The 22,040-nt window shown below is 34.3% G+C and carries 31 protein-coding genes; 28 read left to right on the top strand and 3 right to left on the bottom strand.

Features of this window, described 5'->3' with window-relative positions:
• Window positions 1-59: 59 nt before the first annotated feature.
• From ACKI2P_RS04055 to ACKI2P_RS03975, 17 genes are read left to right on the top strand one after another with little or no spacing between them, the layout of a single operon-like run.
• Window positions 60-374, top strand: a complete 315-nt coding sequence (locus ACKI2P_RS04055; RefSeq protein WP_407375251.1) for a monovalent cation/H+ antiporter subunit E — start codon at window positions 60-62, stop codon at window positions 372-374.
• A 34-nt stretch (window positions 375-408) separates the two neighbouring features.
• Window positions 409-675, top strand: a complete 267-nt coding sequence (locus ACKI2P_RS04050) for a hypothetical protein (protein WP_407375249.1) — start codon at window positions 409-411, stop codon at window positions 673-675.
• Window positions 672-1,094 carry a cation:proton antiporter gene (locus ACKI2P_RS04045; RefSeq protein WP_407375248.1) on the top strand — a complete coding sequence of 141 codons (423 nt, stop codon included), beginning with the start codon at window positions 672-674 and terminating at the stop codon, window positions 1,092-1,094. The genes ACKI2P_RS04050 and ACKI2P_RS04045 overlap by 4 nt, the downstream gene beginning before the upstream one ends.
• A 1-nt stretch (window position 1,095) precedes the next feature.
• Entirely contained in the window at window positions 1,096-1,329 is a 234-nt protein-coding gene (locus ACKI2P_RS04040; RefSeq protein WP_407375247.1) for a DUF4040 domain-containing protein, read from the top strand.
• Window positions 1,329-1,715 (top strand): cation:proton antiporter subunit C, encoded by a 387-nt coding sequence (locus ACKI2P_RS04035; protein ID WP_407375245.1) that lies wholly within the window; start codon window positions 1,329-1,331, stop codon window positions 1,713-1,715. Before ACKI2P_RS04040 ends, ACKI2P_RS04035 begins: the two co-directional genes overlap by 1 nt.
• Window positions 1,708-3,162 carry an energy conserving hydrogenase EhbF gene (gene ehbF / locus ACKI2P_RS04030; protein WP_407375243.1) on the top strand — a complete coding sequence of 485 codons (1,455 nt, stop codon included), beginning with the start codon at window positions 1,708-1,710 and terminating at the stop codon, window positions 3,160-3,162. The genes ACKI2P_RS04035 and ehbF overlap by 8 nt, the downstream gene beginning before the upstream one ends.
• On the top strand, window positions 3,159-3,494 hold the full coding sequence (locus ACKI2P_RS04025) for a hydrogenase (RefSeq protein ID WP_407375242.1): 336 nt from the start codon (window positions 3,159-3,161) through the stop codon (window positions 3,492-3,494). Before ehbF ends, ACKI2P_RS04025 begins: the two co-directional genes overlap by 4 nt.
• On the top strand, window positions 3,487-3,768 hold the full coding sequence (gene mbhE, locus ACKI2P_RS04020) for a hydrogen gas-evolving membrane-bound hydrogenase subunit E (protein ID WP_407375240.1): 282 nt from the start codon (window positions 3,487-3,489) through the stop codon (window positions 3,766-3,768). The genes ACKI2P_RS04025 and mbhE overlap by 8 nt, the downstream gene beginning before the upstream one ends.
• On the top strand, window positions 3,765-4,241 hold the full coding sequence (locus ACKI2P_RS04015; RefSeq protein WP_407375238.1) for an MnhB domain-containing protein: 477 nt from the start codon (window positions 3,765-3,767) through the stop codon (window positions 4,239-4,241). Before mbhE ends, ACKI2P_RS04015 begins: the two co-directional genes overlap by 4 nt.
• Window positions 4,238-4,489, top strand: coding sequence for an energy-converting hydrogenase B subunit J (locus tag ACKI2P_RS04010; RefSeq protein ID WP_407375236.1), 252 nt, complete (start codon window positions 4,238-4,240; stop codon window positions 4,487-4,489). The genes ACKI2P_RS04015 and ACKI2P_RS04010 overlap by 4 nt, the downstream gene beginning before the upstream one ends.
• Window positions 4,490-4,501: 12 nt before the next feature.
• Entirely contained in the window at window positions 4,502-5,908 is a 1,407-nt protein-coding gene (locus ACKI2P_RS04005) for a 4Fe-4S binding protein (protein WP_407375234.1), read from the top strand.
• Window positions 5,909-6,400, top strand: coding sequence for a 4Fe-4S binding protein (locus tag ACKI2P_RS04000; protein WP_407375233.1), 492 nt, complete (start codon window positions 5,909-5,911; stop codon window positions 6,398-6,400).
• Entirely contained in the window at window positions 6,401-6,847 is a 447-nt protein-coding gene (locus tag ACKI2P_RS03995; protein WP_407375231.1) for an NADH-quinone oxidoreductase subunit B family protein, read from the top strand.
• Window positions 6,848-6,858: 11 nt separating this feature from the next.
• Entirely contained in the window at window positions 6,859-7,986 is a 1,128-nt protein-coding gene (locus tag ACKI2P_RS03990; protein WP_407375229.1) for a nickel-dependent hydrogenase large subunit, read from the top strand.
• Window positions 7,987-7,989: 3 nt separating this feature from the next.
• Window positions 7,990-8,988, top strand: coding sequence for a respiratory chain complex I subunit 1 family protein (locus tag ACKI2P_RS03985; RefSeq protein ID WP_407375227.1), 999 nt, complete (start codon window positions 7,990-7,992; stop codon window positions 8,986-8,988).
• A gap of 10 nt (window positions 8,989-8,998) precedes the next feature.
• Window positions 8,999-9,259, top strand: a complete 261-nt coding sequence (locus ACKI2P_RS03980) for an energy-converting hydrogenase B subunit P (protein ID WP_407375225.1) — start codon at window positions 8,999-9,001, stop codon at window positions 9,257-9,259.
• Window positions 9,256-9,915, top strand: a complete 660-nt coding sequence (locus tag ACKI2P_RS03975) for a DUF5612 domain-containing protein (protein ID WP_407375223.1) — start codon at window positions 9,256-9,258, stop codon at window positions 9,913-9,915. Before ACKI2P_RS03980 ends, ACKI2P_RS03975 begins: the two co-directional genes overlap by 4 nt.
• An 87-nt stretch (window positions 9,916-10,002) precedes the next feature.
• Here the strand turns inward: ACKI2P_RS03975 and ACKI2P_RS03970 are convergent, their stop codons facing one another.
• The 3 genes from ACKI2P_RS03970 to ACKI2P_RS03960 all read right to left on the bottom strand — a co-directional run bounded on the left by ACKI2P_RS03970 (window position 10,003) and on the right by ACKI2P_RS03960 (window position 13,756).
• Complete coding sequence (locus tag ACKI2P_RS03970) at window positions 10,003-10,800, bottom strand: Dna2/Cas4 domain-containing protein (protein WP_407375221.1); 798 nt, start codon at window positions 10,798-10,800, stop codon at window positions 10,003-10,005.
• Between the two features lie 135 nt (window positions 10,801-10,935).
• Window positions 10,936-12,414 carry a sodium-dependent transporter gene (locus ACKI2P_RS03965; RefSeq protein WP_407375219.1) on the bottom strand — a complete coding sequence of 493 codons (1,479 nt, stop codon included), beginning with the start codon at window positions 12,412-12,414 and terminating at the stop codon, window positions 10,936-10,938.
• 268 nt (window positions 12,415-12,682) lie between these two features.
• Window positions 12,683-13,756: a DNA polymerase subunit beta gene (locus ACKI2P_RS03960; RefSeq protein WP_407375217.1), complete on the bottom strand. Its 1,074-nt coding sequence runs from the start codon at window positions 13,754-13,756 to the stop codon at window positions 12,683-12,685.
• Window positions 13,757-13,824: 68 nt separating this feature from the next.
• Here ACKI2P_RS03960 and ACKI2P_RS03955 point away from each other — a divergent pair, with 68 nt between their 5' ends.
• The 11 genes from ACKI2P_RS03955 (at window position 13,825) to ACKI2P_RS03905 (ending at window position 21,350) form a co-directional block, all read left to right on the top strand.
• The gene (locus ACKI2P_RS03955; protein WP_407375215.1) at window positions 13,825-14,418 is read left to right on the top strand and encodes a DUF366 family protein; all 594 of its coding nucleotides are present in this window, start codon (window positions 13,825-13,827) and stop codon (window positions 14,416-14,418) included.
• Complete coding sequence (locus tag ACKI2P_RS03950; RefSeq protein ID WP_407375213.1) at window positions 14,415-14,930, top strand: 6-pyruvoyl trahydropterin synthase family protein; 516 nt, start codon at window positions 14,415-14,417, stop codon at window positions 14,928-14,930. The genes ACKI2P_RS03955 and ACKI2P_RS03950 overlap by 4 nt, the downstream gene beginning before the upstream one ends.
• Window positions 14,930-15,628, top strand: a complete 699-nt coding sequence (locus tag ACKI2P_RS03945; protein ID WP_407375256.1) for a 7-carboxy-7-deazaguanine synthase QueE — start codon at window positions 14,930-14,932, stop codon at window positions 15,626-15,628. The genes ACKI2P_RS03950 and ACKI2P_RS03945 overlap by 1 nt, the downstream gene beginning before the upstream one ends.
• A 63-nt stretch (window positions 15,629-15,691) precedes the next feature.
• Window positions 15,692-16,627, top strand: a complete 936-nt coding sequence (locus ACKI2P_RS03940) for a CBS domain-containing protein (RefSeq protein WP_407375211.1) — start codon at window positions 15,692-15,694, stop codon at window positions 16,625-16,627.
• Window positions 16,628-16,656: 29 nt separating this feature from the next.
• On the top strand, window positions 16,657-17,460 hold the full coding sequence (locus ACKI2P_RS03935; protein WP_407375210.1) for a CBS domain-containing protein: 804 nt from the start codon (window positions 16,657-16,659) through the stop codon (window positions 17,458-17,460).
• 60 nt (window positions 17,461-17,520) lie between these two features.
• Complete coding sequence (gene pheA, locus ACKI2P_RS03930) at window positions 17,521-18,324, top strand: prephenate dehydratase (RefSeq protein ID WP_407375254.1); 804 nt, start codon at window positions 17,521-17,523, stop codon at window positions 18,322-18,324.
• Between the two features lie 60 nt (window positions 18,325-18,384).
• Complete coding sequence (locus ACKI2P_RS03925; RefSeq protein ID WP_407375208.1) at window positions 18,385-19,086, top strand: endoglucanase; 702 nt, start codon at window positions 18,385-18,387, stop codon at window positions 19,084-19,086.
• A 16-nt stretch (window positions 19,087-19,102) separates the two neighbouring features.
• The gene (locus ACKI2P_RS03920; protein ID WP_407375206.1) at window positions 19,103-19,651 is read left to right on the top strand and encodes a PsbP-related protein; all 549 of its coding nucleotides are present in this window, start codon (window positions 19,103-19,105) and stop codon (window positions 19,649-19,651) included.
• Window positions 19,652-19,671: 20 nt separating this feature from the next.
• Window positions 19,672-20,181: a flavoprotein gene (locus ACKI2P_RS03915; protein ID WP_407375204.1), complete on the top strand. Its 510-nt coding sequence runs from the start codon at window positions 19,672-19,674 to the stop codon at window positions 20,179-20,181.
• A 25-nt stretch (window positions 20,182-20,206) separates the two neighbouring features.
• Window positions 20,207-20,827 carry a phosphopantothenoylcysteine decarboxylase gene (locus ACKI2P_RS03910; protein WP_407375252.1) on the top strand — a complete coding sequence of 207 codons (621 nt, stop codon included), beginning with the start codon at window positions 20,207-20,209 and terminating at the stop codon, window positions 20,825-20,827.
• Between the two features lie 151 nt (window positions 20,828-20,978).
• Window positions 20,979-21,350, top strand: coding sequence for a hypothetical protein (locus tag ACKI2P_RS03905; RefSeq protein WP_407375202.1), 372 nt, complete (start codon window positions 20,979-20,981; stop codon window positions 21,348-21,350).
• Window positions 21,351-22,040: the final 690 nt, after the last annotated feature.

Raw genomic sequence — 22,040 nt, 5'->3', positions numbered from 1 at the left:
ATTATTAATTAATGTTAATTTTTGACATTTTTTAAATATAACGAAATGGAGCTTGTTTAATGTTTTTGACTAGAATTGGCTATGGAATTGTATATTTCTTAGTTCTTATTTATGAAATAATTAAAGCAACATTCGATGTTTGTTTTAATTCAATTATGAGAAGAAATATTGATCCTATTGTTGTTGATATTGAAACAGTATTAGAGAGACCTGTTTCACAGACAATTTTAGCAAACAGTATTTCTTTAACTCCTGGTACTTTGTCTGTTGATTTAGACAGTGAGAATAACATTATTAAAGTAGCTGCTATTTCTCCAAGAAGTAAAGAGGATATCATTCCTTTTGAACCATATATAAAGAAAATGTTGGAATAATATTTTTCTTATTAAATTGTTGAGTGAGATTAGTATGGATATATTGTTTATTTCGAAAATATTTGTGGTTATCGCATTAGTCATTTTAATGTTGGCCGCTTTAAGAGCAAGTGCATATAAATCCACATCTATGGGGCTTTTAGGAAGCTCTGTAATAGTAAATGCCTTTGCATTGGCATTGCTAATTGTTGGTGGTTTATATAATCTTGAATTCTATAGAGATATATCATTAGCTTTAATATTCTTTGGTTTCGTAGGCACTGTTGCATTTAGTATTGTTTTAGGAGGCGATGATGAATGATGGAATATGTTCAGGCAGTTCTTCTCATTATCTCTGCGTTTCTGATTATCGTCTCAGCAATAGGGGTCTTGACAATTCCAAAAAATACTAAAAATGCAGTTTATGCAAGAATTCACATTTTCGGTGTTTTTGATATTGCATGTATTATTGCTATGATTGCTTTAGGCCAATTTTTACTTGCTGGAATTTACTTTATTCTAGCACCGTTTGTAGCACATGCTATAGCTAATGCTTATTGGAAAAAAGAAGATAGAGAAAATAATTCAGACTTGGTAAATGTAGAAGAAGTCGTTGAAGATGACAATCCTTTCATCCATCCTAAAGAAAAGATGCAAGCTTTAGAGAGTAAGGATTCAGAAAAACTTAAAGCGGATGAAAGATTCTCAGTTACTATGCTGGAAATAGATGAGGAGGAGTAAGATGATAGAATTTGTATTGATGATTATAATAATTGTAAGTGCAATTCTTGCTCTTATTCAAAAAGACTTATTGAAGGCCGCAATTTTGACAGGTTTTTCAGGAGGCGCACTTGCAGTGCTGTTCCAGATTTTACTGGCCCCTGATGTTGCACTGACACAGGCAATTGTGGGTGCAGCGATTGTACCTGTATTTATTGCTCTGGCCGTTAAGAAAACTCAAAGGGAGGATAGCTAATGGCACAAACACAACTTGCGATATTATTGACTTCAGCTGCACTGGTCATTATCGGGCTTTATTCAGCAATTTTCATTGATAATATCATTAAAAAGATTATAGGTATTAGCTTCATCGAAGAAGGTGCTAATTTATTCATTGTTGCTATTGGTTATAAGCCAGGTGGTGTTGTTCCAATCCTGATGCCTGGAATGGACACATCATGGTTTGCATCAAATGCTGCATATCCTTTGCCTTTCGGTTTAGTGCTTACCAGTATAGTAATCGGTGCAAGTACCTTGGCGGTAATGCTTGCGCTCGTAATGGTTTTATACAGAAGATATGGTACATTAAGTACTCGTGCAATGTTGGCAGACACATCCAAACAGGAGGAATACAATGAATGAATTAATTCCACTTATGGTTATTGTTCCGGTAATTGCAGCATTGATTATCAGTGCCTTTTCAAAGTTCAACAAGGCAACTAAGATTTTCGCTTTTGTCGTTGCAATCTGCCTTCCGATTATACCGTTGGCTTCCAATTACGGTCTCCATTACTTTGGAGGTTATGAGCCGATGCTGGATAATGTGACAAGTATAATGTATCATCCGGCGATTACATATTCATTTACATTCCTGCAACAGATATTCATCGCTGCAGTTGGTCTTTTAACATTCCTGGTAATATTTATCTATCTGACCAAATATAAAGAGGTTTCAGGACCTTACCTGTTCCTGTTGTTTTTAGGAACAGCTGCCGTAACTGCAATGATTCTTACAGACGATATATTCCACATGTTTGTATTCTTTGAAATCCTTGCTCTTGCACAGGTAGGTATAGTTGCCGCTTCATCAATTGATTACAGTTATGAGATGGCTTTGAAATACATGATTTTGGGATCAATTGGTTCTCCAATAATGCTTTTGGGAATTGGATTCCTTTTAGCATTGACCGGTAGTGTAAATGTAACCGATATAGCCGCTGCTGTTCATAATGGTCTGGTTAGTTCTACTTCTCCAGTATTTTTATTATCACTCGCTTTAATATTCTTTGGCTGGTTATACGCATCAGGTTTACCACCATTCCATACTATAAAATCTGGAATTTATTCAAAAGCAGAACCTCACGGAGCAGCTTTACTTCAGTCATTTACAGTTATTTCAATGATTTCAATCGTATTGATCATGTTTAGAATCTATTCATCTCTTCCAATATTTGAAGTGCTCATAGTCTTCTTCTCTATCTTGGCTATGATATTGGGTGTCTCTCTCGCATTAACCCAGACAGACTTCAGAAGGATGATCGGATTTTTAGCTGTTGGTGAGCTAGGATTTATCGGTTTAGGTATTGGTCTTGGAACACAGTATGCATTGACTGCAGGACTGTTCCAGGCATTGAACGAAATTATTATTACTGCATTGTTATTCATAGGATTCGGTGCGATTGTCAACGCAACCGATGAAGTCGATACACGCAAGCTCGGAGGTCTTCTTGCAGCACATCCGAAAGTCAGCATAATGCTTTTAATAGCCGGTTTGGCAATGGCAGGTGTACCTCCTTTAAGCGGATTCCAATCCAAATTAATGCTTGTTCAGGCTTCCTTAAGTTGCGGATTCCCTGAATTATCCATTTTGGCTATTGTAGTAAGTATCGCTACATTCGTGGTATTTGTAAAAACATATTATACTATGTTTTTAAAACCAAAACCTAAAGATTTGGACTTAGAAGGAAAAGAAGTTCCAAGAACAATGATTTTTGTCATGGCAGTTTTATTAATCGTAATTATATTGCTCGGTATCTTCCCGGACATAGTTACAAACGGAATTTCTAACTTTGTAGGAGGGATATTATGAAACTTTATGATCAAATTTTCGAAGTTGTAAAACAGTTCAGAAAATTGTTTTCTCCAGGTCCTGTAACTAATGCTGATGTTTCCGGCAGTATTACTGCAGAAATATTTATCATCGTTTCATTGGTATTGGCAGTGCTGTTATTGAGACATTTAAGTTTGCTGCTTGCAGGTTTGGTTGCATTGATACTTGCAATAGTATTGATAACTAATATCCCACTGATTCCGAAATTTAAAATGGAACAGGAAGATTCATTGGAAAAAATGCTGTTTTATGCAGTAGTGACACTTGCTATTATTGTTGCATTTTTATACTGGGGTGGTAATCTTGTCTAGTAAAACTACAGTTCGTAATTTGCTTGCAGCGGTAATGACAGGAATATTTTCTGTTACATTACTTGATGCAATATTTCATTTAAGCAGTATCATTCAGCCTGGTGTAAGTAACATTTACAACGCTTTGGGAACACAAATAGCTCCAAACATGGTCACTGTTGTTATTTTTGATTTCAGAGCTTACGATACATTAGGAGAGTCAATCATATTGCTGACTGCCGGATTGGTGGTATTGCTTATATTTGGCAGAGGATTATTGGGGGATAAACAATGAGTCAGAATAGTATGATTTTAAAAATTATTTCATTACCGCTTTCAATTATCCTTATTGCTTTAGGAATAATGACCATTCTCGGAGGACATATCACTCCTGGAGGTGGTTTCCAAGGTGGTGCAATGATTGCCAGTGGAATTATCCTGTCTATACTTGTTTATGGTCTGGGTAACTCTCCATTGGAATTGTCCCATGCATATATTGAAGTTTTCGAATCCGTTGGAGCATTAGGATTTGTCATATTCGGTTTGATAGGTTTGTTTGTTGGAGGATTTTTCCTCTACAACGTAGGTACAGACATATTAAATGTTGTTCCTGCAGCCATTCAAAATGTACTTCATTATCCTGATGTCACTAATGCGGGAATAATTCCATACCTCAATATATTTGTCGGATTGAAAGTATTTGCGGGCCTTTCCTCAATTGTCATTGCATTTGCAGGATTTAAAAAATTGGTTGAGGAGGGTGAATGATGTTGTCTTTAGGACCGATTATCTTTGGTTTGATATTGGGTCTTGTGATTGGATCACAAATCAGACTCAATGCAAGTGATGCGAAATTCACTCTTGGCTCATTTGTTGTAATATTTATTGCAGGAATTATTGTGGCATGGCAATCTGGTAATTATCCGTTTTACACAGATTTACCAATTTCAACTGCATTTTTATCTGCTTTAATCGGAATTTTTGTAGGCAAACTAATATTTGCAAGGAGTAAATAAGGAGTTTTTATAATGTTTTTATCGACTAATACATGTGAAGGAAAAAGAGATTGTATTCACAAATGTCCTACAAAAGCTATTAGATTAATCAATGGTAGAGCTTTCAGTTGTCTTACTTGTGGAATATGTTATAAAAACTGTCCTAATGGAGCAATATTCCAAAATAGCTACGGAGGATATGTTGTTGACAGAGCCAAATGTAACGGCTGCGGAATGTGTATGCATAACTGTCCTACAAATAACATTACTATCGAAGATGGAATTGTATATGGTATCTGTTCACGCTGTGGAGTATGTGAAGAGATTTGTCCAAATCGTGTAGACGGTTTTGAACTTGAAAAGGAAAAGCAAATCACATTAATAGAATCAATGAACATACTGAATCCTCCATTGAAGGATGTTCCACATAAATCTGACAATATAGTTACTGAAGTTTCAAGAGGTTATTTCGGAACTGATACTGAAAAATGTATTTTCTGTGGCAGATGTGGTGAGTACTGTCCAACCGGTGCGATTCGGGTAAGAATTGATAGGGATGAAGGTATCTGCAGGGATTGCAGATTATGTATGGATGTCTGTCCGAACGGTTCAATGAACAAGTATCAGATGGCAGATAAAAATACCTGTACACTTTGTCTCAACTGTATGAAGGCATGCCCGAACAATGCAATTTCCGTTGATGATTTCAAGATTATTGTTAATAAAATTAAACAGAAACCGACAGGAAGCATAATATCCTGTCTTAACTGTGGTTTATGTGCTGATTTGTGTGAAAATGAATCTCTCAAGAATGTTGACGGTAAATTGAGATATGATCCAACTGTTGATATAGAAAACATCACTCATGCAAAAGCAATTGAAGCATGTCCGATTCACACATTACGTGAAGACGACGAGATGTTTGTTTATGATGAGTATGACGATGTTGAACTTCCAGCACTTTCAGGCTTTTGTGTAAGCTGCGGAAAATGTGTCCAGGTATGTGATGAAGTTGGTGCACGTCAATTCATGACCTACACTTGGGACGGAACTGTTTCTGAAGACTGTATAAGCTGTGGAATCTGTTCTGAAGTATGTCAGGAAGGTGCCATTACATTGCACAAAGGTTCAATAACAGTTGCTTTGGATAAGTGTATCTTATGTGAAAACTGTGCCGTCCACTGTCCTGTTGGTGCAATTCCTAAAACCACAATGTTCAAACGGGAAATTGAAGACGGATTTAATTTCATTGAACAGAAATTGTGTATGCATTGCGGATTGTGTCAAAACGTATGTTCATATGATGCAATTGATGAAATTGATGGTGGATTCGTAGTCAATGAAGAGAAATGTACCTATTGCGGAGCCTGTAAGAACGCATGTCCTGCAAGGGCATTTTTATTCGAGAGAAATTTTAAAGATTCAATAGAGGGTATTTAAATGAGCAGTATACTGAGAATAGCTTTGGAAGGAGCATTTACTAACTTTAAAAGAATCTTTTTTGCAGCTGACAGGGTTACAGATATGGAACTCAGGAAGCAGATTTCAACCCTTACTGTTGAAGTTGACGACAGGGTTGATGAAAAGGCCTGTATTGGATGTGCAGGTTGTGCCAATGTCTGTCCGACAGGTGCAATTGAGATGAAAAAATTAGCAAGTCCAGTTAAATTAACCGAAGACTGGACAAAAAGCGAAGTACCTGAAATTAATCTTGAAAGATGTGTTGTGTGCTATTACTGTCATGATTTCTGCCCTATATTTTCACTTTATGGGCAAAAAGGAACTGTTCACCCGAGCTGTGTTGGGGATCAGGAAGTTGACATATCAGAATTTTTAGACCAGCCATTTAAAATTTCAGATGATAAACTTAAAGTTATTGCACAATACCTGTCAGACAAGACAGTATTGAAAAATAAGCAGGATGGTGATTAGATGGGTCTTAAATCATTTTCAAGAGCAAGAGCAATACATGTCATGCTGGTTTATACTGGCGGATGCAACGGTTGCGATATCGAAATTGTAAACTCAATATTATCACCAAGATTCGATGCGGAGCAATATAATGTGTTCTTAACTTGGAATCCTCGTGAAGCTGATGTTTTGGTTGTCACAGGACCTGTTACTCATTTGAACAGAAAACCGTTAGAAGAGATTTATAAGGCTATTCCTAATCCAAAATTAGTTGTAGCCGCAGGAAGTTGTGCTTTGATGGGTGGAGTATACAAAAACTGTCATGGGGATATTCCATCTGAAGAAATTGAAGGGCCTGTTGAAAATGTCATACCTGTAAATGCTAAGGTGCCTGGCTGTGCTGTAAGGCCACAGGACGTTTTGGCAGGAGTGGTATCACTATTACCTACATTATTAGATGCGGACTGAGAGGGGATTAAATGGATGAAAAAGTACCAAGAAGTAATATAATTGAAACCGAAATTCCAATGGGTACAGTTCACCCTGCTGCATTGGAACCATATAGGGTCAGATTTTTCGTTGAAGATGAAATCGTTCAGGAAGCGGAAATCACTATTGGTGTAAATCATAGGGGTATTGAAAGGATTATGGAAGGGCTTCCGGTTGAAAAGGCAAATGCATTGACTGAAAAAATTTGTGGGATCTGTTCTAATTCACATGTATGGAACTCCTGCAGAACTGCTGAAATGGGGTTGGGTATTGAAATTCCAGAGAGAGCTGTTTATATTCGAGTAATAATGGGTGAACTTGAACGTTTGCATTCACATTTCTTGTATTTAGCGCATGGTTGTGAAGTGCTGGCTCACGAAACATTCTCAATGAGAGTGTTCTATTTAAGAGAAATCGTAATGGAACTGCTTGCAATGATTGGTGGAAACAGAGTTCAATACGGTTGTTCTGTTTTAGGTGGAGTAAGGCCAAGATGTGATTTGGATGAAGCAAAGCTATTAAGGCTTAAAAATGATATGGATGCTGTTGAAGAAGGTCTTACAGGATTTGTTGAAAGGTTTTTAGCTGATTCTATTGTGCTTTCAAGGATATCTGGCGTTGGTGTGCTTCCACAAAAACAGGCTATTGAGCTTGCTGTTACCGGACCTACCTTAAGAGCCACAGGAGTTGCAAGAGATTTAAGGACAACCATGTATGAATATGATAACTTTGATTTTAATGTAATCACACAGCCTGATGGTGATGTAAAATCAAATCTTGTTATGAGGGCTCTTGAATCATTCGAATCGATTAAACTCATTCGTCAGGCAATTGCAAATATTCCGGAAGGAAAAGTTGTCAATAGGGATTGGGAAATGTTTGATGTTGATTTGAGTGAGAGCTACATTGAAGTTCCTAGGGGAACATTATATCATTCTTATGGATTAGAAACTGGAAGAGTAAGGCACTGTATTATCAGAACTCCATCAATGGCCAATATTGGTGCAATGCAGTATGCATGTATTGGAGACCAGATTACTGATGCCCAATTATGTATTGTACAGTGTGACCCGTGTTTCACCTGTACTGACAGAGCAATTGAAATCATCAGGAGGTAGAAAATGTTTACAAATACATTAATCGATTCAGTTATTGCAGTTATTCTCACAGTATTGGTATGTTTTGTAATTTCAACTTTGCTTCCTGGAATTGAACGAAAATATATTCATGCAAGGATTCAGCAAAGAATCGGGCCGATTGTAATTGCTCCTGGAATAATGGCTCCAATAAAATTCATGTTTAAGGAAAATGTTGAAATTTCATCTCCTGTTCCTGGATTGTACAAAGCGTTACCTATAATATGTTTTATTGTGGTTTTATGCATTTTTGTCGCTTTAACTCCTTATGCGTATAGGATTCCTGCACTGGCGAGTTTAGTTGCAATCGTTGGATTTTTAAAAGTTGAGGAAATATGCTATGTGCTGATGGGTGCATTGTCCAAATCTGTAATGTCTGTTAATATGCCTTTCCCGGACCAGATTAAAGGTGCAGCTCATAATAATGCTTCAAGGTCTTTTATTGAAGATATAAGTGCAAGAAGATCCCTCAGGATGATAACTTATGGATCATTCCCATTGTACCTTGCGTTATTTGCTCCGGTAACTGCTGCGGGAAGCATATTCTTACCGGATATTGTTGCATATCAGCAGGCTCACGGACCGTTCCTCTTTACCTTGGCTGGTGGAATTGCAGCTATCGTATTTTTCATTGGGTACATGATTCTATTGAATGAATATCCATTTTCAATAATTAAAGCAAAAAGTGATGTTATTGAAGGACCATACATGGAATATGCTGCAAAATACAGAGCAGTTGTTGTAGTTACAAGAGGATTTTTCATGTTTGTGCTTGGTGCATTATTTTCAGTATTGTTTATTGGAGTTCCGCCAAACATATTCTCACTTGGAATTCTGGTAAATATTGCAGTTGCACTGATATTCGTATTCATGATGGGAATATTTTCAGCATTCAGTCCGGTATTTACAAACAGACAGCTTTTGCCTACTATACTTGGAGCAACACTGCTTGGAATATTGGCTATTGTAGTTGGATTATTATGAGGTGATTATTATGAAGTTTGTTATGAGGCCGTATCATATGGTAAGTCTTGGAGGATATATTGTCGAATGGGATTTTCCTTACAGGGATCTTATAATTGTTAATAAAACCTCTGAACCTATAAAAATAGAAATTCCCGTATTTCATGAGGAATGGATTTCCGAGCATAGGGAATTGGGTCTTGATGTAATTCCTGTAACTAAAGATGATAACTATTTAAGCATGTGGAAAAGAGCACATGCAGGATTAGATAAAGTAAGGCCAAAAGAATGACTGATTGTACATTAACTATAAAAACTACTGAGAACAAAGGCGTTTTGGATAACATAACTGATGTGATTTCATCTCATGGTGCAAATATTAGTTATGTTCATCTTTTTGTTGAAAAAAACAATGTTGGTTCCATTAACCTGGAACTTGAACATGTTGAAGATATCGATGATCTAATTTCAGATTTAAGATGTATTTCGGATGTTAAACTGGTTGAATTGCATGGTTCTCAATTGGACATTTATGGAAAACGTATAATCATTGTCGGAGGAGGAGCTCAAGTTGCTCAGGTCGCTAAAGGTGCTATTACTGAAGCTGACAGGCATAATATTCGTGGTGAACGTATAAGTATTGATACAATTCCATTGGTTGGTGAGAAAAACATTGCAGAAGCTGTTGAGGCTGTTTCAAGATTGCCTCGTGTAAGTGCACTGGTTCTTGCAGGTTCACTTATGGGTGGAGAAATTACAAAAGCCGTTAAAAAGGTAAAAGAGGAAAGTAATCTGATTGTTATTTCACTTAATATGCCTGGAAGTGTAACTGAATATGCTGATTTGATAATAACCGATCCTATTCAGGCGGGTGTTTTGGCGGTCATGTCTATTGCAGATACTGCCGTTTTTGATATTAAACGTCTTGGAGACAATATTCGATTTTAAATTCATGTTTATGGACATATAGAGAGTTATTACATAACTCCTTAAAAGTAAGTAAGGATTATTTCCTTATTTACTTTAATCTTTTTTTTATTGATTTTCAAAACAGACATTTGAATATTCGCATTTTCTACATTTTTTATGATTTTTTTTAACATTTGGAATTGTTTTATTGTCTATTATTTCTTTAACTTCTCGCATAACGTCAAATAAGCCCTTTCTAAGATTGACGTCCATAACGACGGGCCGTCTGTCTCCAATTTTTTCATAGTCAACAAAACCCACATAAACTTCAGTTTCAAACTCTTCCTCCAGAAGTATTGCACAGGCGGCAAGTTCGATGGCATCCTGATCCCAAACGCCTTTTATGGGAGGATTTGAACTTTTGATAATGACTGGGTAATATTTGCCGTCTATTATCTCCACCTTATCGCACATTCCGCTCAGTTCAAGTTGCTGGTCCTTCAACAAAAATGAGTACATTGAATTTGGAAAAAACATGTCGATTATTTCAAATGCATTTTTATCCAGAATTGTCATTGCCTGTTTTGTTTTTAGCGCTGTAATTTTAATGTTGAAGTATGTATCATCTATAATCTCATTGATTTGTCCTGATTCAAGACCCAAATCCATTGAAACTATTGCGTTTGCAGTACTTTTAATGTAAAAATCGATATTGTCGGATAAAATCCTTTCAATTTCACATAATTTCATGTCTTTGGTAATTTTACGCATATTCTTTTGAATCAAGTCCCGAACATCAATTTTAAGCTTTTTGATTTCAATCGCCAATTGGTAATCGTTGTTTTCCTTAACATCCTCATGAGTTTGGATGTACAGTTTCATGGGACAGTACATATGTGTTTTTATGGATGACATTTTTATCATATTAAAACCTCTTAAATTTAGTAATATTACTTAGGTCTTAATAATATATAAAATTAGGAGTAATAAATGTCATAAATTCTTTTAATTAAAATAAAAAAAGTAAATAGCTAATATTTTAGCTATTTAGTTACAATTTTATACGTTGTAGTAGTCTTTGTTTAATGCAGGCAATTTTGCAAAAATAATAGGAATGACTATTAAAATCACTGTCAGCGCTGCCATAATGATGATACTTAATGTATCTGCACTGGAAATGGTAGTCCATACTCCCTGTATCCAAAGGCCTAAAATACAGATAGGCAATATGTATTTGATTACGACTTTCCAGGTTTTACCCACTTGGATTCTTGAATTTTTGTTCAATGTTTCAATCAAGTCATCAAACTTGTAAATCCATCCGAAGATTATGCATTCGAGAAGTATTGCAAAAAGCAATGCGAAATTGTTTAGGTATGTATCGAATACTCCAAGAATTGTACTTCCGAGGCTTGTTGAAAACAGAATGGATATTAAAAATCCAACGATACAGACAATTGTAGCGGTCTTTTTACGTTCAATAAGGAATTTTTCTGAAATAGAATAACATACTCCTTCAAGAAGTGCAATAACAGAGGTAATTCCTGCAAATAGAATACATAAAAAGAATAATGGTGCAATGACGAGTGAAACATCTCCCATGGTATTGAATACTTGTGGGAATACTACAAATGCAAGACCGGTTCCTTCGGTAACCAGTTCATTGAATGGCAGACCGCTGGTCAATGCCATAAATCCTAGTATGGAAAATATTCCTATTGAGTTGAACACTTCAAAACCGGAATTGGAAAATGCGACAAGCACTGCATTATCAACAAGATTTGATCCTTCCGGAAGATAACTTGCGTAGGTCATTGCAATTGCCATTCCCAGACTTAATGAGAATACGATTTGACCAAATGCAGCCAGCCACACATTTAGATTTCCTAAGGCACTCCAATCTGGGGTGAAAATCTGGGTATATCCAATTGAGGCTCCTGGCAGAGTCAGGGAAAACACGACAATTCCTATAACGATTAAAACGAGTAAAGGCAATAGAATTTTACTCACTCTTCCTATTCCGTCATTCAAATCCTGTCTGAGGATTAAACATGCAGCTACCCAAATCAGAAATATGGATACGAAAACGTTTGGAACGATTGAAAATATTCCATAAACTGATGATGTTGCATGCAATACATTATTTGCAAAGTATAAATCTGGATTTGCTCCCCATTGTTGGGTCATACTTAAAACAAAATAGATTAAATCCCATCCGACTACGCAGATATAATATGTTGTAATTAAAAATACGATTAATAGAATGAACCATGCTATCGGTTCAAATTTCTCTTTGATGGAGTATAATATTCTTGCAAGGGATCTTTTGAATTTATATCCTACGGCATATTCGACCAGTACGAAGGATATTCCCAAAAGAAACAGTGAAACTATATATGGAATCATGAATGATCCTCCACCGTTGGAATATAGAACATATGGGAAACGCCAGATGTTTCCAAGTCCGACAGCGGAACCGATCATTGCCATTAAAAATGCAAGATTACTATTCCATTCCTGTTTTTTAGTTTTTGTCATTTTATCACATTCAATTTAATAGTATTATTTTTGTTTTTAAACTTTATATAGTTTGTATTATTTTAAATGAATAATGTTCGAGTTAATATGAGGAAAATGAACAAATAACAGTGCTATATTTGTGATTTTGATTATTTTTATAGATATTTTAAAAGAAGATTTTTAATTTTGGAGTGTATTTTTTACAATTTGTTTAATTGTGATTAAGAAAATTATTGGGGTGATGATTTAAAGGTAATTTGGTATGTTATAGGTATTTAACATGATTTTAAGCAGGACTTTCCTTAAGTTTTAAATACTCGTCGATTGCTTCACGTGTGGTTCCAACAACTATGCGATAATGTGAAAATTCACCATTCACGATTACCTTTTCAACTTTGCCTTTGGCGACAACATGCTCTCCGTCAATAACTTCTCCGGCATAGGTGTGTGTAAATGAAACAACCTCTGTTAAAGGAACGTCCACTCCTTCAATAATTTCCACATTTTCAATTGTGTATAATGACGGATTGTCGAATGCTCCAAGTGCACTTACAATATCGCATTCGATTTGGGCAATTCCCTGAGGTTCATAGACGGTATCTCCCCAGATTCCCTCTATTTCATCATAGTCTTTGGTAGCAAGGATGTCAAATAAGGTTCCGTTTATAGTTCCTCTATTTGCTTTCCTGTTTTCATACCATCTGAACTCTTCTTTGGTTAGACTTGCATCAAACATCCTTTTGTCATATACGAAATCCCAATAATCATTTGTGATTCCTTCGACGGTTATGTACTTGTCAACCTCTTCAATGTAGACTTCCTTTCCTCTATGTTCTTTAAAGGCTGCAATTGCTCTTCTGTGATTGTCAAGGCCGTAAACTACAAAGTCCAAATCGCTGACATCACTTTTCTGAAGACCTGGCAGGATTGAGCCTGAAATTCCGAGATGGTCATATGGAATGTCGGCCATGAAGTGGAAAAAGTCAGCAACGTCCATAAGTTTTGCAATCAGTTCAGGATTTTTGACTTCTCCGCCTGATTCGAATGTTTCCTTAAGGCCTAAAAGTCTTTGTTCAGGTTTGATTACTTTTTCAACCTTGTCCAATGGAACTCCCATCATTTCAACATTGGTAACTTCTGAAAAATATAAATAATCCGGATAATTTTCCCTCAGGTAACTGTAAGCTTCTTCAGACCCTACTTTTCTGTATCTTTTACCGTTCTTTTCACGGTCGCCTTCAGGGTCTGGGATGTATCTTAAAAAACTGATTACCCTGTTTTCCGGATGAATGTAATTTGTTGATGCGAAATACAAGTCATCGCTTGTATAGATAAAGTCTCTTGTTCTCACTTGTTGCATAATAAAATCTCCATTAATATAATATAGTTACTTAATATTTATATAAAAATTCAATCTAATAATAGTTTATGTCTATTACTCATAAACATGTTGATGAAATTTTTGAATATGACGGCAGTCAAATTAATCCGTCATGGGCATTTCAGGAATTCGGCATTTACGGCTCATCAATTATTACATGGATTGGTCCGGTAAATATCACTCCTGATAACTTAAAGGATTTTGCAGATGTGGGGCTTGAAATCAAATCCAATTATATGGTTAATTTCATCTGTGAATTCTTTGACCAGCAACCTACAAATATGCGCATCGCATATTTAAGGCAAAGACTTTTGGTAATGATTTTCAGAGAAATCTTAACAGAAAAAGGAATTCCCACCAAAAGGGAAGGCGATGACATTTTCGTTGACGGTCGTAAATTGTCAATTTCAATAGCTAGCGTTTCCTTAAGCTCTGCAAAAATACACTTTGCACTCAATCTGGAGGATAAGGGAACTCCTAGTGATGTTGAAACAATAGGATTATATGACATAAAAGTAAATGGCAGTCAGATATTTAATGAAGATAATATTCTTGATTTAATCAATGAAACCGTTCAGAGATTCATTGAGGAAATTGAAACAATTGAAAATGATATAAGTAAAACCAAGGTGTTAGGATGAAAATTTTAGTTAATGGTATTCAATCAAATTTAAGATTCTCCTCTGCTCATGTGATTCCAGGTCATGAATCCTGCGGATTTATTCACGGACATTCCTACTTTGTGGATGTGGAAATTGAAGGTGAAAAGGCAGGTGAATTTGAATTTGTCGTTGATTTTAAAGATGTAAAAGGATATACCAAAGCAATATGTGACGAATTGGATCACAGACTGTTGATTCCGGTTTTCAATAATTTAATTGAATTTAAGGATTTTGACAAAAAATCAGATTCTATCTTTGATTTGAAAAATCAGGAAACCGCCAGATTCAAGATCGACGGCAAGGGATATTCTCTTCCTTCTGTTGACTGTGTATTTTTACCTCTTCCTTATACTTCTGCTGAAGAATTGTCCAAATTTTTTGCAGAAACTCTAGCCAAGAAGCTATCTGAGACATATGATAATTTGGAATATGTTTCTGTATGTGTTAATGAGGGAATAGGTCAAGGAGCCATGTACAGGAAAGATTTATGATGAAGGCTCCGGTCATTGAAATATTTTCATCCTTTCAGGGTGAAGGTCTTCTGATAGGCGAAAGACAGATTTTTGTGAGATTTGCAGGATGCAACCTGAACTGCAACTACTGTGACACCAATGAAAGTAAATCCGAAAAATCAGGTAAATTGATGACTCCCGACGAGGTTACAGAAGAAATCAATAAATTGTTGACTCCTGATTGCAAAACCATTTCATTTACTGGAGGTGAACCTAGTTTATATCCTGAATTTATTTCACAGGTTAGTAAAAATTTTAATTTAAACATTATGCTTGAAACTAATGGGACTTTGCCTGAAAATATAGATTTGATTGATGAATTGGACATTGTATCACTAGATATCAAATTGCCGGAGCATTTTGACGGCGATTTTGATGAGACAATTTTTTTAAATGAAATTAAATCACTAAATTTATTAATATCAAAGTCCATAAATGTATATTGTAAAGTAGTTATATTGCCTTCAACAAAAATAAATTCATTTAAAGAGGTAGTTGAAAAATTATCCGAAAATATTTTAAGCAAAAGTAGATTTAAAATAATTATCCAACCATCTAGTCCATTAGAAGAGTGGAAAGATATTAATTTTAGATTATTCGATTTTTCTGAAATTGTTGGGCAATATTTTGACGTTTGTACTATTCCTCAAATCCATAAAATATTGGATATTGAGTGAATTTTGTTTTTAAAATATTGATTTTATTTTTATTCTAGGGCAATTGTAAATAGAGGTGTGAAAATGAAAGATAAAACATCCATTAACAGAAAATCAAATACTGGTGCAGTTGAACGTGAAACCAAAGTTCATGATAAAGAAGGAGACATCATGGCTATCGCAACTAGAGATGTTGTTTCTATTCCTCCTTCAAAAAGTATTAAGGATACTGCAAAAGTAATGATGGAACATGAATTTAGAAGATTACCAGTTGCTGACCCAGGTTCCGGTAAATTATTAGGTATTGTTACCGTAATGGATATATTAGATTTCTTTGGTGGAGGAAAAAAATTCAACATCATTGAGAAAAAATACGAAGACAACTTTTTAGCAGCAATTAACGAACCAGTAAAAGAAATCATGTCTCGTGATTTAATCACATTATCTAGTAAAGCTTCAATCGGGGAAACCATTGATACTATGTTAACACACCAATTAGGTGCTATTCCTCTTGTTGACGCTGATGAAAAACTTGCAGGTATTGTAACTGAAAGGGATATTGCATTATCTTTAGCAGGTATGGCTGGAAAAGAAACTGTGCAAGATTACATGAGTACTAAAGTATTCAACACCACTCCTGGAACTCCTATTGAAGGTGCATGTAAAATCATGGTCAGAAACGGTTTAAGAAGAATTCCAATCATCGGTGGTGAAGCAGATATTTCAAAAGCAGCTAAAAAACTATTAGGTATTTTAACTTCTACTGACGTAATTAGATTCTTAAATGCTAAAGAATTATTTGATAACTTAAATTCCAATTTAGCAACTGACGTTTTAAAAACAGTCGTTTCAGACATTATGGTCACTGAACCAATAACAGTTGAACCTACCATGACTATTGGGGAGTTATGTGAACTTTTCTCTGAAAAAAATATTGGTGGAGTCCCAGTTGTTAAAAATGATGAAGTAATGGGAATCATTACTGAAAGAGATGTTTTAAACGCAGTTAAAAGATACTAAATAATTAAAACTTAATAGGAGATGATAATATGCAAATTAAGAATTTGATGTCTGAGGATTTAATCACTGTAGACAAAGATCAAAATCTTTCTGATGCTTTAAAACTGTTACGCAAACACAATGTTTCACGTTTGCCTGTAACTAACAATAAAGAATTAGTTGGTATTATTTCAGAAAGGGACATAGCTAATAAGCTTGGTTCTTCAAAATATGAAAGTATGCCTGCATCAAGACTCCATATTTCATCTGTAATGGTTAAAGATGTATTTACAGTTCCACAAACAATGCAATTGGAAGAAGTTGCAAGATTAATGCTTGAAAATGGTATTGGTTCAGTTCCGGTCATGGATGAAGATGATAACATGGTTGGAATTGTTTCAAAAGCTGACTTTGTCACTCTTGCATCAGGTATTGCTTTTGATAAGATAACTGTAAAAGAAGTAATGTCTAAAGAACTAATTTCCGTAGCTCCAATGGAAAGACTTATCCATGCTAGAAGACAAATGTTGGAAGGTCATATTGGAAGACTGCCGGTTATAGATGATGATGAACTTGTTGGAATGATAACCTCTAAAGACTTGATGAGAGCATTCATCGACTTTAGAAAAAAAGTTCCAGAAAAGTATCAAAAATCTCAAATTAAGGAAGTTTTAGTTGAAGACATTATGTCTCATAACCCAACTTATGTCTCAAAAGACATGTCTATCAGTGAAATATCTGAAATAATAGTTGAAACTGGATATAACGGTTTGCCTGTTGTTGAAGATGATAAAGTGATAGGCATTATTACACAAACAGATATTTTAAGACTAATTGAAAAATTAGAATCTTAAACAAGTATAGTTATTAACTATACCTTTTTTTTATTTTTTTTATTTTCAGGGGGTTTGAATATTTCAAAAATTTCATTTTTAGGTCCTAAAGGAACATTCACTCACCAAGCCGCCAGTCTTGTAAGTGACGAGTTAATTTCTTATTGTACTATTCCGGCTGTTTTGGAAAGTGTAGCCAGTGGTGAATGTGAATTGGGTGTCGTTCCAATTGAAAACTCGATTGAAGGACCTGTAGGTATTACACTAGATTCACTGGCCCATAAATATGATTTGAAAATTTATAATGAAATCGTTATTCCAATCAATCATAATCTGATTGTCAATCCGGGATGCAGAATGGAAGATATCGAAGAGGTATATTCCCATGCCCAGGCATTGGCCCAATGTCAGGAATTTGTTGCAAGTCATGGTATACAACCTCATTATGCCGTCAGCACCGCAAGGGCTGCCAAGGACATAATAGGTTATAGAAATAAGGCTGCCATTGGAAATGCAAAAATAGTTGAATTGTACGGTTTGGAAATTTTAGAATCCAATATCCAGGATAGTGATAATAATGAAACCCGTTTTGTTGTGGTTTCAACCGATGATCATGAAAGGACAGGCAAGGATAAAACATCAATCATTTTTTCCATCTATGAAGATAAGCCTGGTCAGTTGTATCATATTTTGGGTATATTTAACAAATACAACATCAACTTAACCAAGATTGAATCAAGACCTTCCAAACAGGGTTTGGGCAGATATTTGTTTTTCATTGATTTTAATGGTCATAAGGATGACGATTTGATAAAAAACATATTGGCTGAAATAGAAGAAAATACATACTTTTTAAAAATCTTAGGTTCATATCCTGAATTTTAGGAAACTTTAAATTAAGGGTTATATATAACTTATAATGTATAAAATTCAGGGAGGGTTAGCATGTCTGATGATAGAGAAAAACTTATTAATGTCATGAAAAATTTGGAATCTGATTATAAGTCAGGCAAAATTTCTGCAGAAAAGTACAGTTATTTTAGATCTAAATATGAAGATAAGCTAAATTCTATTGACGCTAAAGCAGCTACTAAAAGAATTAGATCCATGCAAGGTAAACCTTCTAGTCCTCAGAATAAACGAAAGAAAAGACCTACCAAAAATAAAAAGAAAGAAGAGCAAGATTTAGTTCAAAAATATATTATCAATCCTAAAAAATCAGATGCAAAATACAATAAAAAGCAAAAATCTGGTATGGATAGCGGAACTTTTAAATTGCTGTTGTTATTGATATTGGTAATTGGTTTTACAGCAGGCACTGCCTATGGAATTTTCAATTTGGACTTCGGTTCTATATCTAATGCCGAATCTGTAGCGGTTGTTAGCGATACAGCATTCCCTGAAATACATCAGAATATAGTCCCTAATAAGACTGCATATAACTATACAAGTTATAATACTGATGATAGTTATGATACTTATACCGTTCAAGAGGTAGAGACAACTACACATACTTCAACGGATTCAAGTTCTTCTTCTGATTCAAGTTCACACGACAGTGGTGGTCAATCTGACCAACAAGATGTTACTCCTAGCGGTGATGATAGTGGAGGAAGCGATGACGGTGGAGGAAGTGATGACAAATAGTCAATGAGGTGCTGTTATGAAAAATAAGTTAGTAATGGGAAGTTTAATTATTTTCATTGTTTTATTGTTTATGGTTTGTGCTGTTGCAGTTAGTGCTGCAAATAATGATAGTTCTGATTTGACAATACTCACTCTATCTAAAGGAGGTATTACAATAGAATATCCTTCCAATTGGGGAAATTCTCGTTCCACATCTAATTATTCTGTAATGGCCATATCCAAACTTGATTCAATAGATGCATTTGGAATAGGTCAGGTCAACATTCAGGTTGAGAAGAATTCATTGGATAAGGAGTTTTATACTTTTTTAAATGACACTTACGATTCCATGCAAAAAGATTCTTCATTCCAATTGATTTCATCAGGAAGTGTGGCTATTGACAATAATGAGGCTTTTGAGTACATTTACACTTCTAATGATGGAACTGTACAAAAGGAACATAAGGCCGTCTGGTTTGAAAGAGGAGGACAGGCTTATGTGATAATGTATAGTGCACCAATCGATCAGTTTGAAAACAATCTCTACGTGTTTGACTATATTTTATCAAATATGAAAATTACTTAATTCTTTTTTTGGTGATTTAGATGATTATCTTATGTGTTACCGGAAGTATTGCCGCTACCGAGTCTATTAAATTAGCCCGTGAATTTAGAAGAAATAATGTCGAAGTCAAATGCTTTATGAGTGAGGCGGCTTGTGATATCATTCATCCAAATGCCATGGAGTTTGCAACAGGCAGTGAAGTTATAACTGAACTGACTGGAAGTATAGAACATGTCAAATATTCTCAGGAAGATTTGATACTGGTCGCTCCGGCCACTGCAAATACCATTTCAAAATTTGCATATAAAATTGCGGATAATCCGATTTCAACATTATTGATTACAGCATATGGTCATGATACACCAATTATTTTTGTTCCATCAATGCATGATTCCATGTACAAAGCGATTAAAGGCAATATTGATAAAATTAAACAGGAAGGTTCTGCAACTTTCATCAAACCTCGTATGGATGAAGGAAAAGCCAAGTTCCCATCCAAGGAAGATATAGTTTTGGAATCTTTAAGAACAATTAATTTACATAAGGATTGATATTATTAAAGGAAAAAAAGTTTTAATAAGTCTTGGCGGAACTTATGAACCTATTGATTCGGTAAGGGGAATTACAAATAAGTCTTCCGGAAAGATGGGTTTGGAACTTGCAAAAGAGGCTTATATTAGGGGAGCAGATTTAAAGTTGGTTGTAGCTAATGTAAGTGTTGATATTCCTTCTGTTTTTGATGTTGTTCATGTTGAAACTAGTAGTGAAATGAATGATGCTATTTTAAACTTAATAAATGATTTTGATATTTTCATTTCGACTGCTGCAGTATCTGATTTTGAATTCAAACAGAAATCTGATAAAAAAATCGATTCAAGCACTTCTTTATCTTTAAATCTTAAGCCAACCACTAAAATAATTCGTCAAATTAAAAAGGTCAATCCTGATATATTTTTAGTTGGATTTAAAGCTGAATTCAACATTTCCCGTGAAGATATTATTAAGTGTGCAAGAAAACAGATTTCAGATGCAGGTACTGATTTGGTTGTTGCTAATGATATTTCAAGAGACGGATGTCAATTCGGATCCAATGATAATGAAGTATTGATTGTTGATGATGAAGTTTTACAGGTTCCTTTAGCTTCAAAAAAAGAAATTGCAAAAACTATTTGTGATGTAATTTCAAAAAAATTATAGTCTCATTAATAGATTTGTTGATTTCCAATGTGTATTTATTAATTTATTATTAAATATTATATGACTCATAATTTTGACAAACTCTTTAAATTATTTATATTTTTTTTAATTGAAATGATGATAATATAGAATAACACCCAATTATGAAGGTGTGGCTAGATATACAGTAACTAAAGTTCCTGGAACTTATAAAATAACTGCAGTGGCCTTAAGCAAAAGTGTAACTAAAAAATTAACTGTTAAACACATTGTAAATCTTAAAAAGGTTACAGTTAAAAAATCCGCCAAAAAACTGGTATTGAAGGCTACCTTAAGCAAAGTCAACAAGAAATATCTTAAAAACAAAATGATCACTTTCAAGTTCAAAGGCAAAAAATACACTGCCAAAACCAACAAAAAAGGTGTTGCAAAGGTAACCATCAAGTCAAGTGTTTTGAAAAAGCTTAAAGTAGGTAAAAAAGTAACTTATCATGCTACTTATCTGAAAGATACTGTTAAAAAGACTGTAAAAGTTAAAAAGTAGATGATTTTTCATCTACATTCTTTTTTTAAAGTACTCATATATATGGTACATGTGATGTATATATTTTTTATTTTTTATGCGTACCATATTAAAAATATCAATGATAATTTCAATGATTGAAAATGAATAATATTATTTAATTGCAGCTTCTTTTCAAAATTCATCATAGGAGTTGCCACCTATTTTCTCAGTTTTATTTTTTTTTAACTAAGACTTTGTTTAAAAAAATTTTGGTAAAACTAAATTACTTTGTATGTGTTTTATTTCTATTGTATCATTAAATTTAAATTTGATTTTTAGATTGTATTTTTAAGTTTAGTTCAATAGTGCTTTTATAATATATTTTCAAATCAAATAATTTTTAGGTTTCAAAGATATTTAATTTTGTAAAATTAAGCAATATTTAGTAATACTTTTTAGAATAAAATAAGTAAAATCATTTTCAAAAAAAATTCTTTTAAAAAACAGTATTTAAATAAAATAAGTTCATGCCTTTAGGCTTTAGTTAAATGGAGTGATTAATAGAGTGAATCAACCTAAAGGACGTTTCAATGAACTTTTATTTTATTTGCATTAGCATATTTTATATTTTATTTTCTAGTATAAAAAGGTATCTAAGTAATACTTATTGAAGTATATCAAGCTTTTGAGTAATAATTTATATACTAACATTACTTATCAAATGCTCTC

It is taken from the genome of Methanobrevibacter sp. (assembly GCF_045541095.1).
GTDB lineage: Archaea > Methanobacteriota > Methanobacteria > Methanobacteriales > Methanobacteriaceae > Methanocatella.
The sequence above is the reverse complement of the archived record's forward strand: the minus strand, read 5'-3'. Positions and strand labels throughout refer to the sequence as shown.

Coding starts and splice junctions, on each gene's coding strand:
- ACKI2P_RS04055 (WP_407375251.1), top strand. CDS start 60: ATGTTTTTGACTAGAATTGGCTATGGAATTGTATATTTCTTAGTTCTT.
- ACKI2P_RS04050 (WP_407375249.1), top strand. CDS start 409: ATGGATATATTGTTTATTTCGAAAATATTTGTGGTTATCGCATTAGTC.
- ACKI2P_RS04045 (WP_407375248.1), top strand. CDS start 672: ATGATGGAATATGTTCAGGCAGTTCTTCTCATTATCTCTGCGTTTCTG.
- ACKI2P_RS04040 (WP_407375247.1), top strand. CDS start 1,096: ATGATAGAATTTGTATTGATGATTATAATAATTGTAAGTGCAATTCTT.
- ACKI2P_RS04035 (WP_407375245.1), top strand. CDS start 1,329: ATGGCACAAACACAACTTGCGATATTATTGACTTCAGCTGCACTGGTC.
- ehbF (WP_407375243.1), top strand. CDS start 1,708: ATGAATGAATTAATTCCACTTATGGTTATTGTTCCGGTAATTGCAGCA.
- ACKI2P_RS04025 (WP_407375242.1), top strand. CDS start 3,159: ATGAAACTTTATGATCAAATTTTCGAAGTTGTAAAACAGTTCAGAAAA.
- ACKI2P_RS04015 (WP_407375238.1), top strand. CDS start 3,765: ATGAGTCAGAATAGTATGATTTTAAAAATTATTTCATTACCGCTTTCA.
- ACKI2P_RS04010 (WP_407375236.1), top strand. CDS start 4,238: ATGATGTTGTCTTTAGGACCGATTATCTTTGGTTTGATATTGGGTCTT.
- ACKI2P_RS04005 (WP_407375234.1), top strand. CDS start 4,502: ATGTTTTTATCGACTAATACATGTGAAGGAAAAAGAGATTGTATTCAC.
- ACKI2P_RS04000 (WP_407375233.1), top strand. CDS start 5,909: ATGAGCAGTATACTGAGAATAGCTTTGGAAGGAGCATTTACTAACTTT.
- ACKI2P_RS03995 (WP_407375231.1), top strand. CDS start 6,401: ATGGGTCTTAAATCATTTTCAAGAGCAAGAGCAATACATGTCATGCTG.
- ACKI2P_RS03990 (WP_407375229.1), top strand. CDS start 6,859: ATGGATGAAAAAGTACCAAGAAGTAATATAATTGAAACCGAAATTCCA.
- ACKI2P_RS03985 (WP_407375227.1), top strand. CDS start 7,990: ATGTTTACAAATACATTAATCGATTCAGTTATTGCAGTTATTCTCACA.
- ACKI2P_RS03980 (WP_407375225.1), top strand. CDS start 8,999: ATGAAGTTTGTTATGAGGCCGTATCATATGGTAAGTCTTGGAGGATAT.
- ACKI2P_RS03975 (WP_407375223.1), top strand. CDS start 9,256: ATGACTGATTGTACATTAACTATAAAAACTACTGAGAACAAAGGCGTT.
- ACKI2P_RS03970 (WP_407375221.1), bottom strand. CDS start 10,800: ATGATAAAAATGTCATCCATAAAAACACATATGTACTGTCCCATGAAA.
- ACKI2P_RS03965 (WP_407375219.1), bottom strand. CDS start 12,414: ATGACAAAAACTAAAAAACAGGAATGGAATAGTAATCTTGCATTTTTA.
- ACKI2P_RS03960 (WP_407375217.1), bottom strand. CDS start 13,756: ATGCAACAAGTGAGAACAAGAGACTTTATCTATACAAGCGATGACTTG.
- ACKI2P_RS03955 (WP_407375215.1), top strand. CDS start 13,825: ATGTCTATTACTCATAAACATGTTGATGAAATTTTTGAATATGACGGC.
- ACKI2P_RS03950 (WP_407375213.1), top strand. CDS start 14,415: ATGAAAATTTTAGTTAATGGTATTCAATCAAATTTAAGATTCTCCTCT.
- ACKI2P_RS03945 (WP_407375256.1), top strand. CDS start 14,930: ATGAAGGCTCCGGTCATTGAAATATTTTCATCCTTTCAGGGTGAAGGT.
- ACKI2P_RS03940 (WP_407375211.1), top strand. CDS start 15,692: ATGAAAGATAAAACATCCATTAACAGAAAATCAAATACTGGTGCAGTT.
- ACKI2P_RS03935 (WP_407375210.1), top strand. CDS start 16,657: ATGCAAATTAAGAATTTGATGTCTGAGGATTTAATCACTGTAGACAAA.
- ACKI2P_RS03925 (WP_407375208.1), top strand. CDS start 18,385: ATGTCTGATGATAGAGAAAAACTTATTAATGTCATGAAAAATTTGGAA.
- ACKI2P_RS03920 (WP_407375206.1), top strand. CDS start 19,103: ATGAAAAATAAGTTAGTAATGGGAAGTTTAATTATTTTCATTGTTTTA.
- ACKI2P_RS03915 (WP_407375204.1), top strand. CDS start 19,672: ATGATTATCTTATGTGTTACCGGAAGTATTGCCGCTACCGAGTCTATT.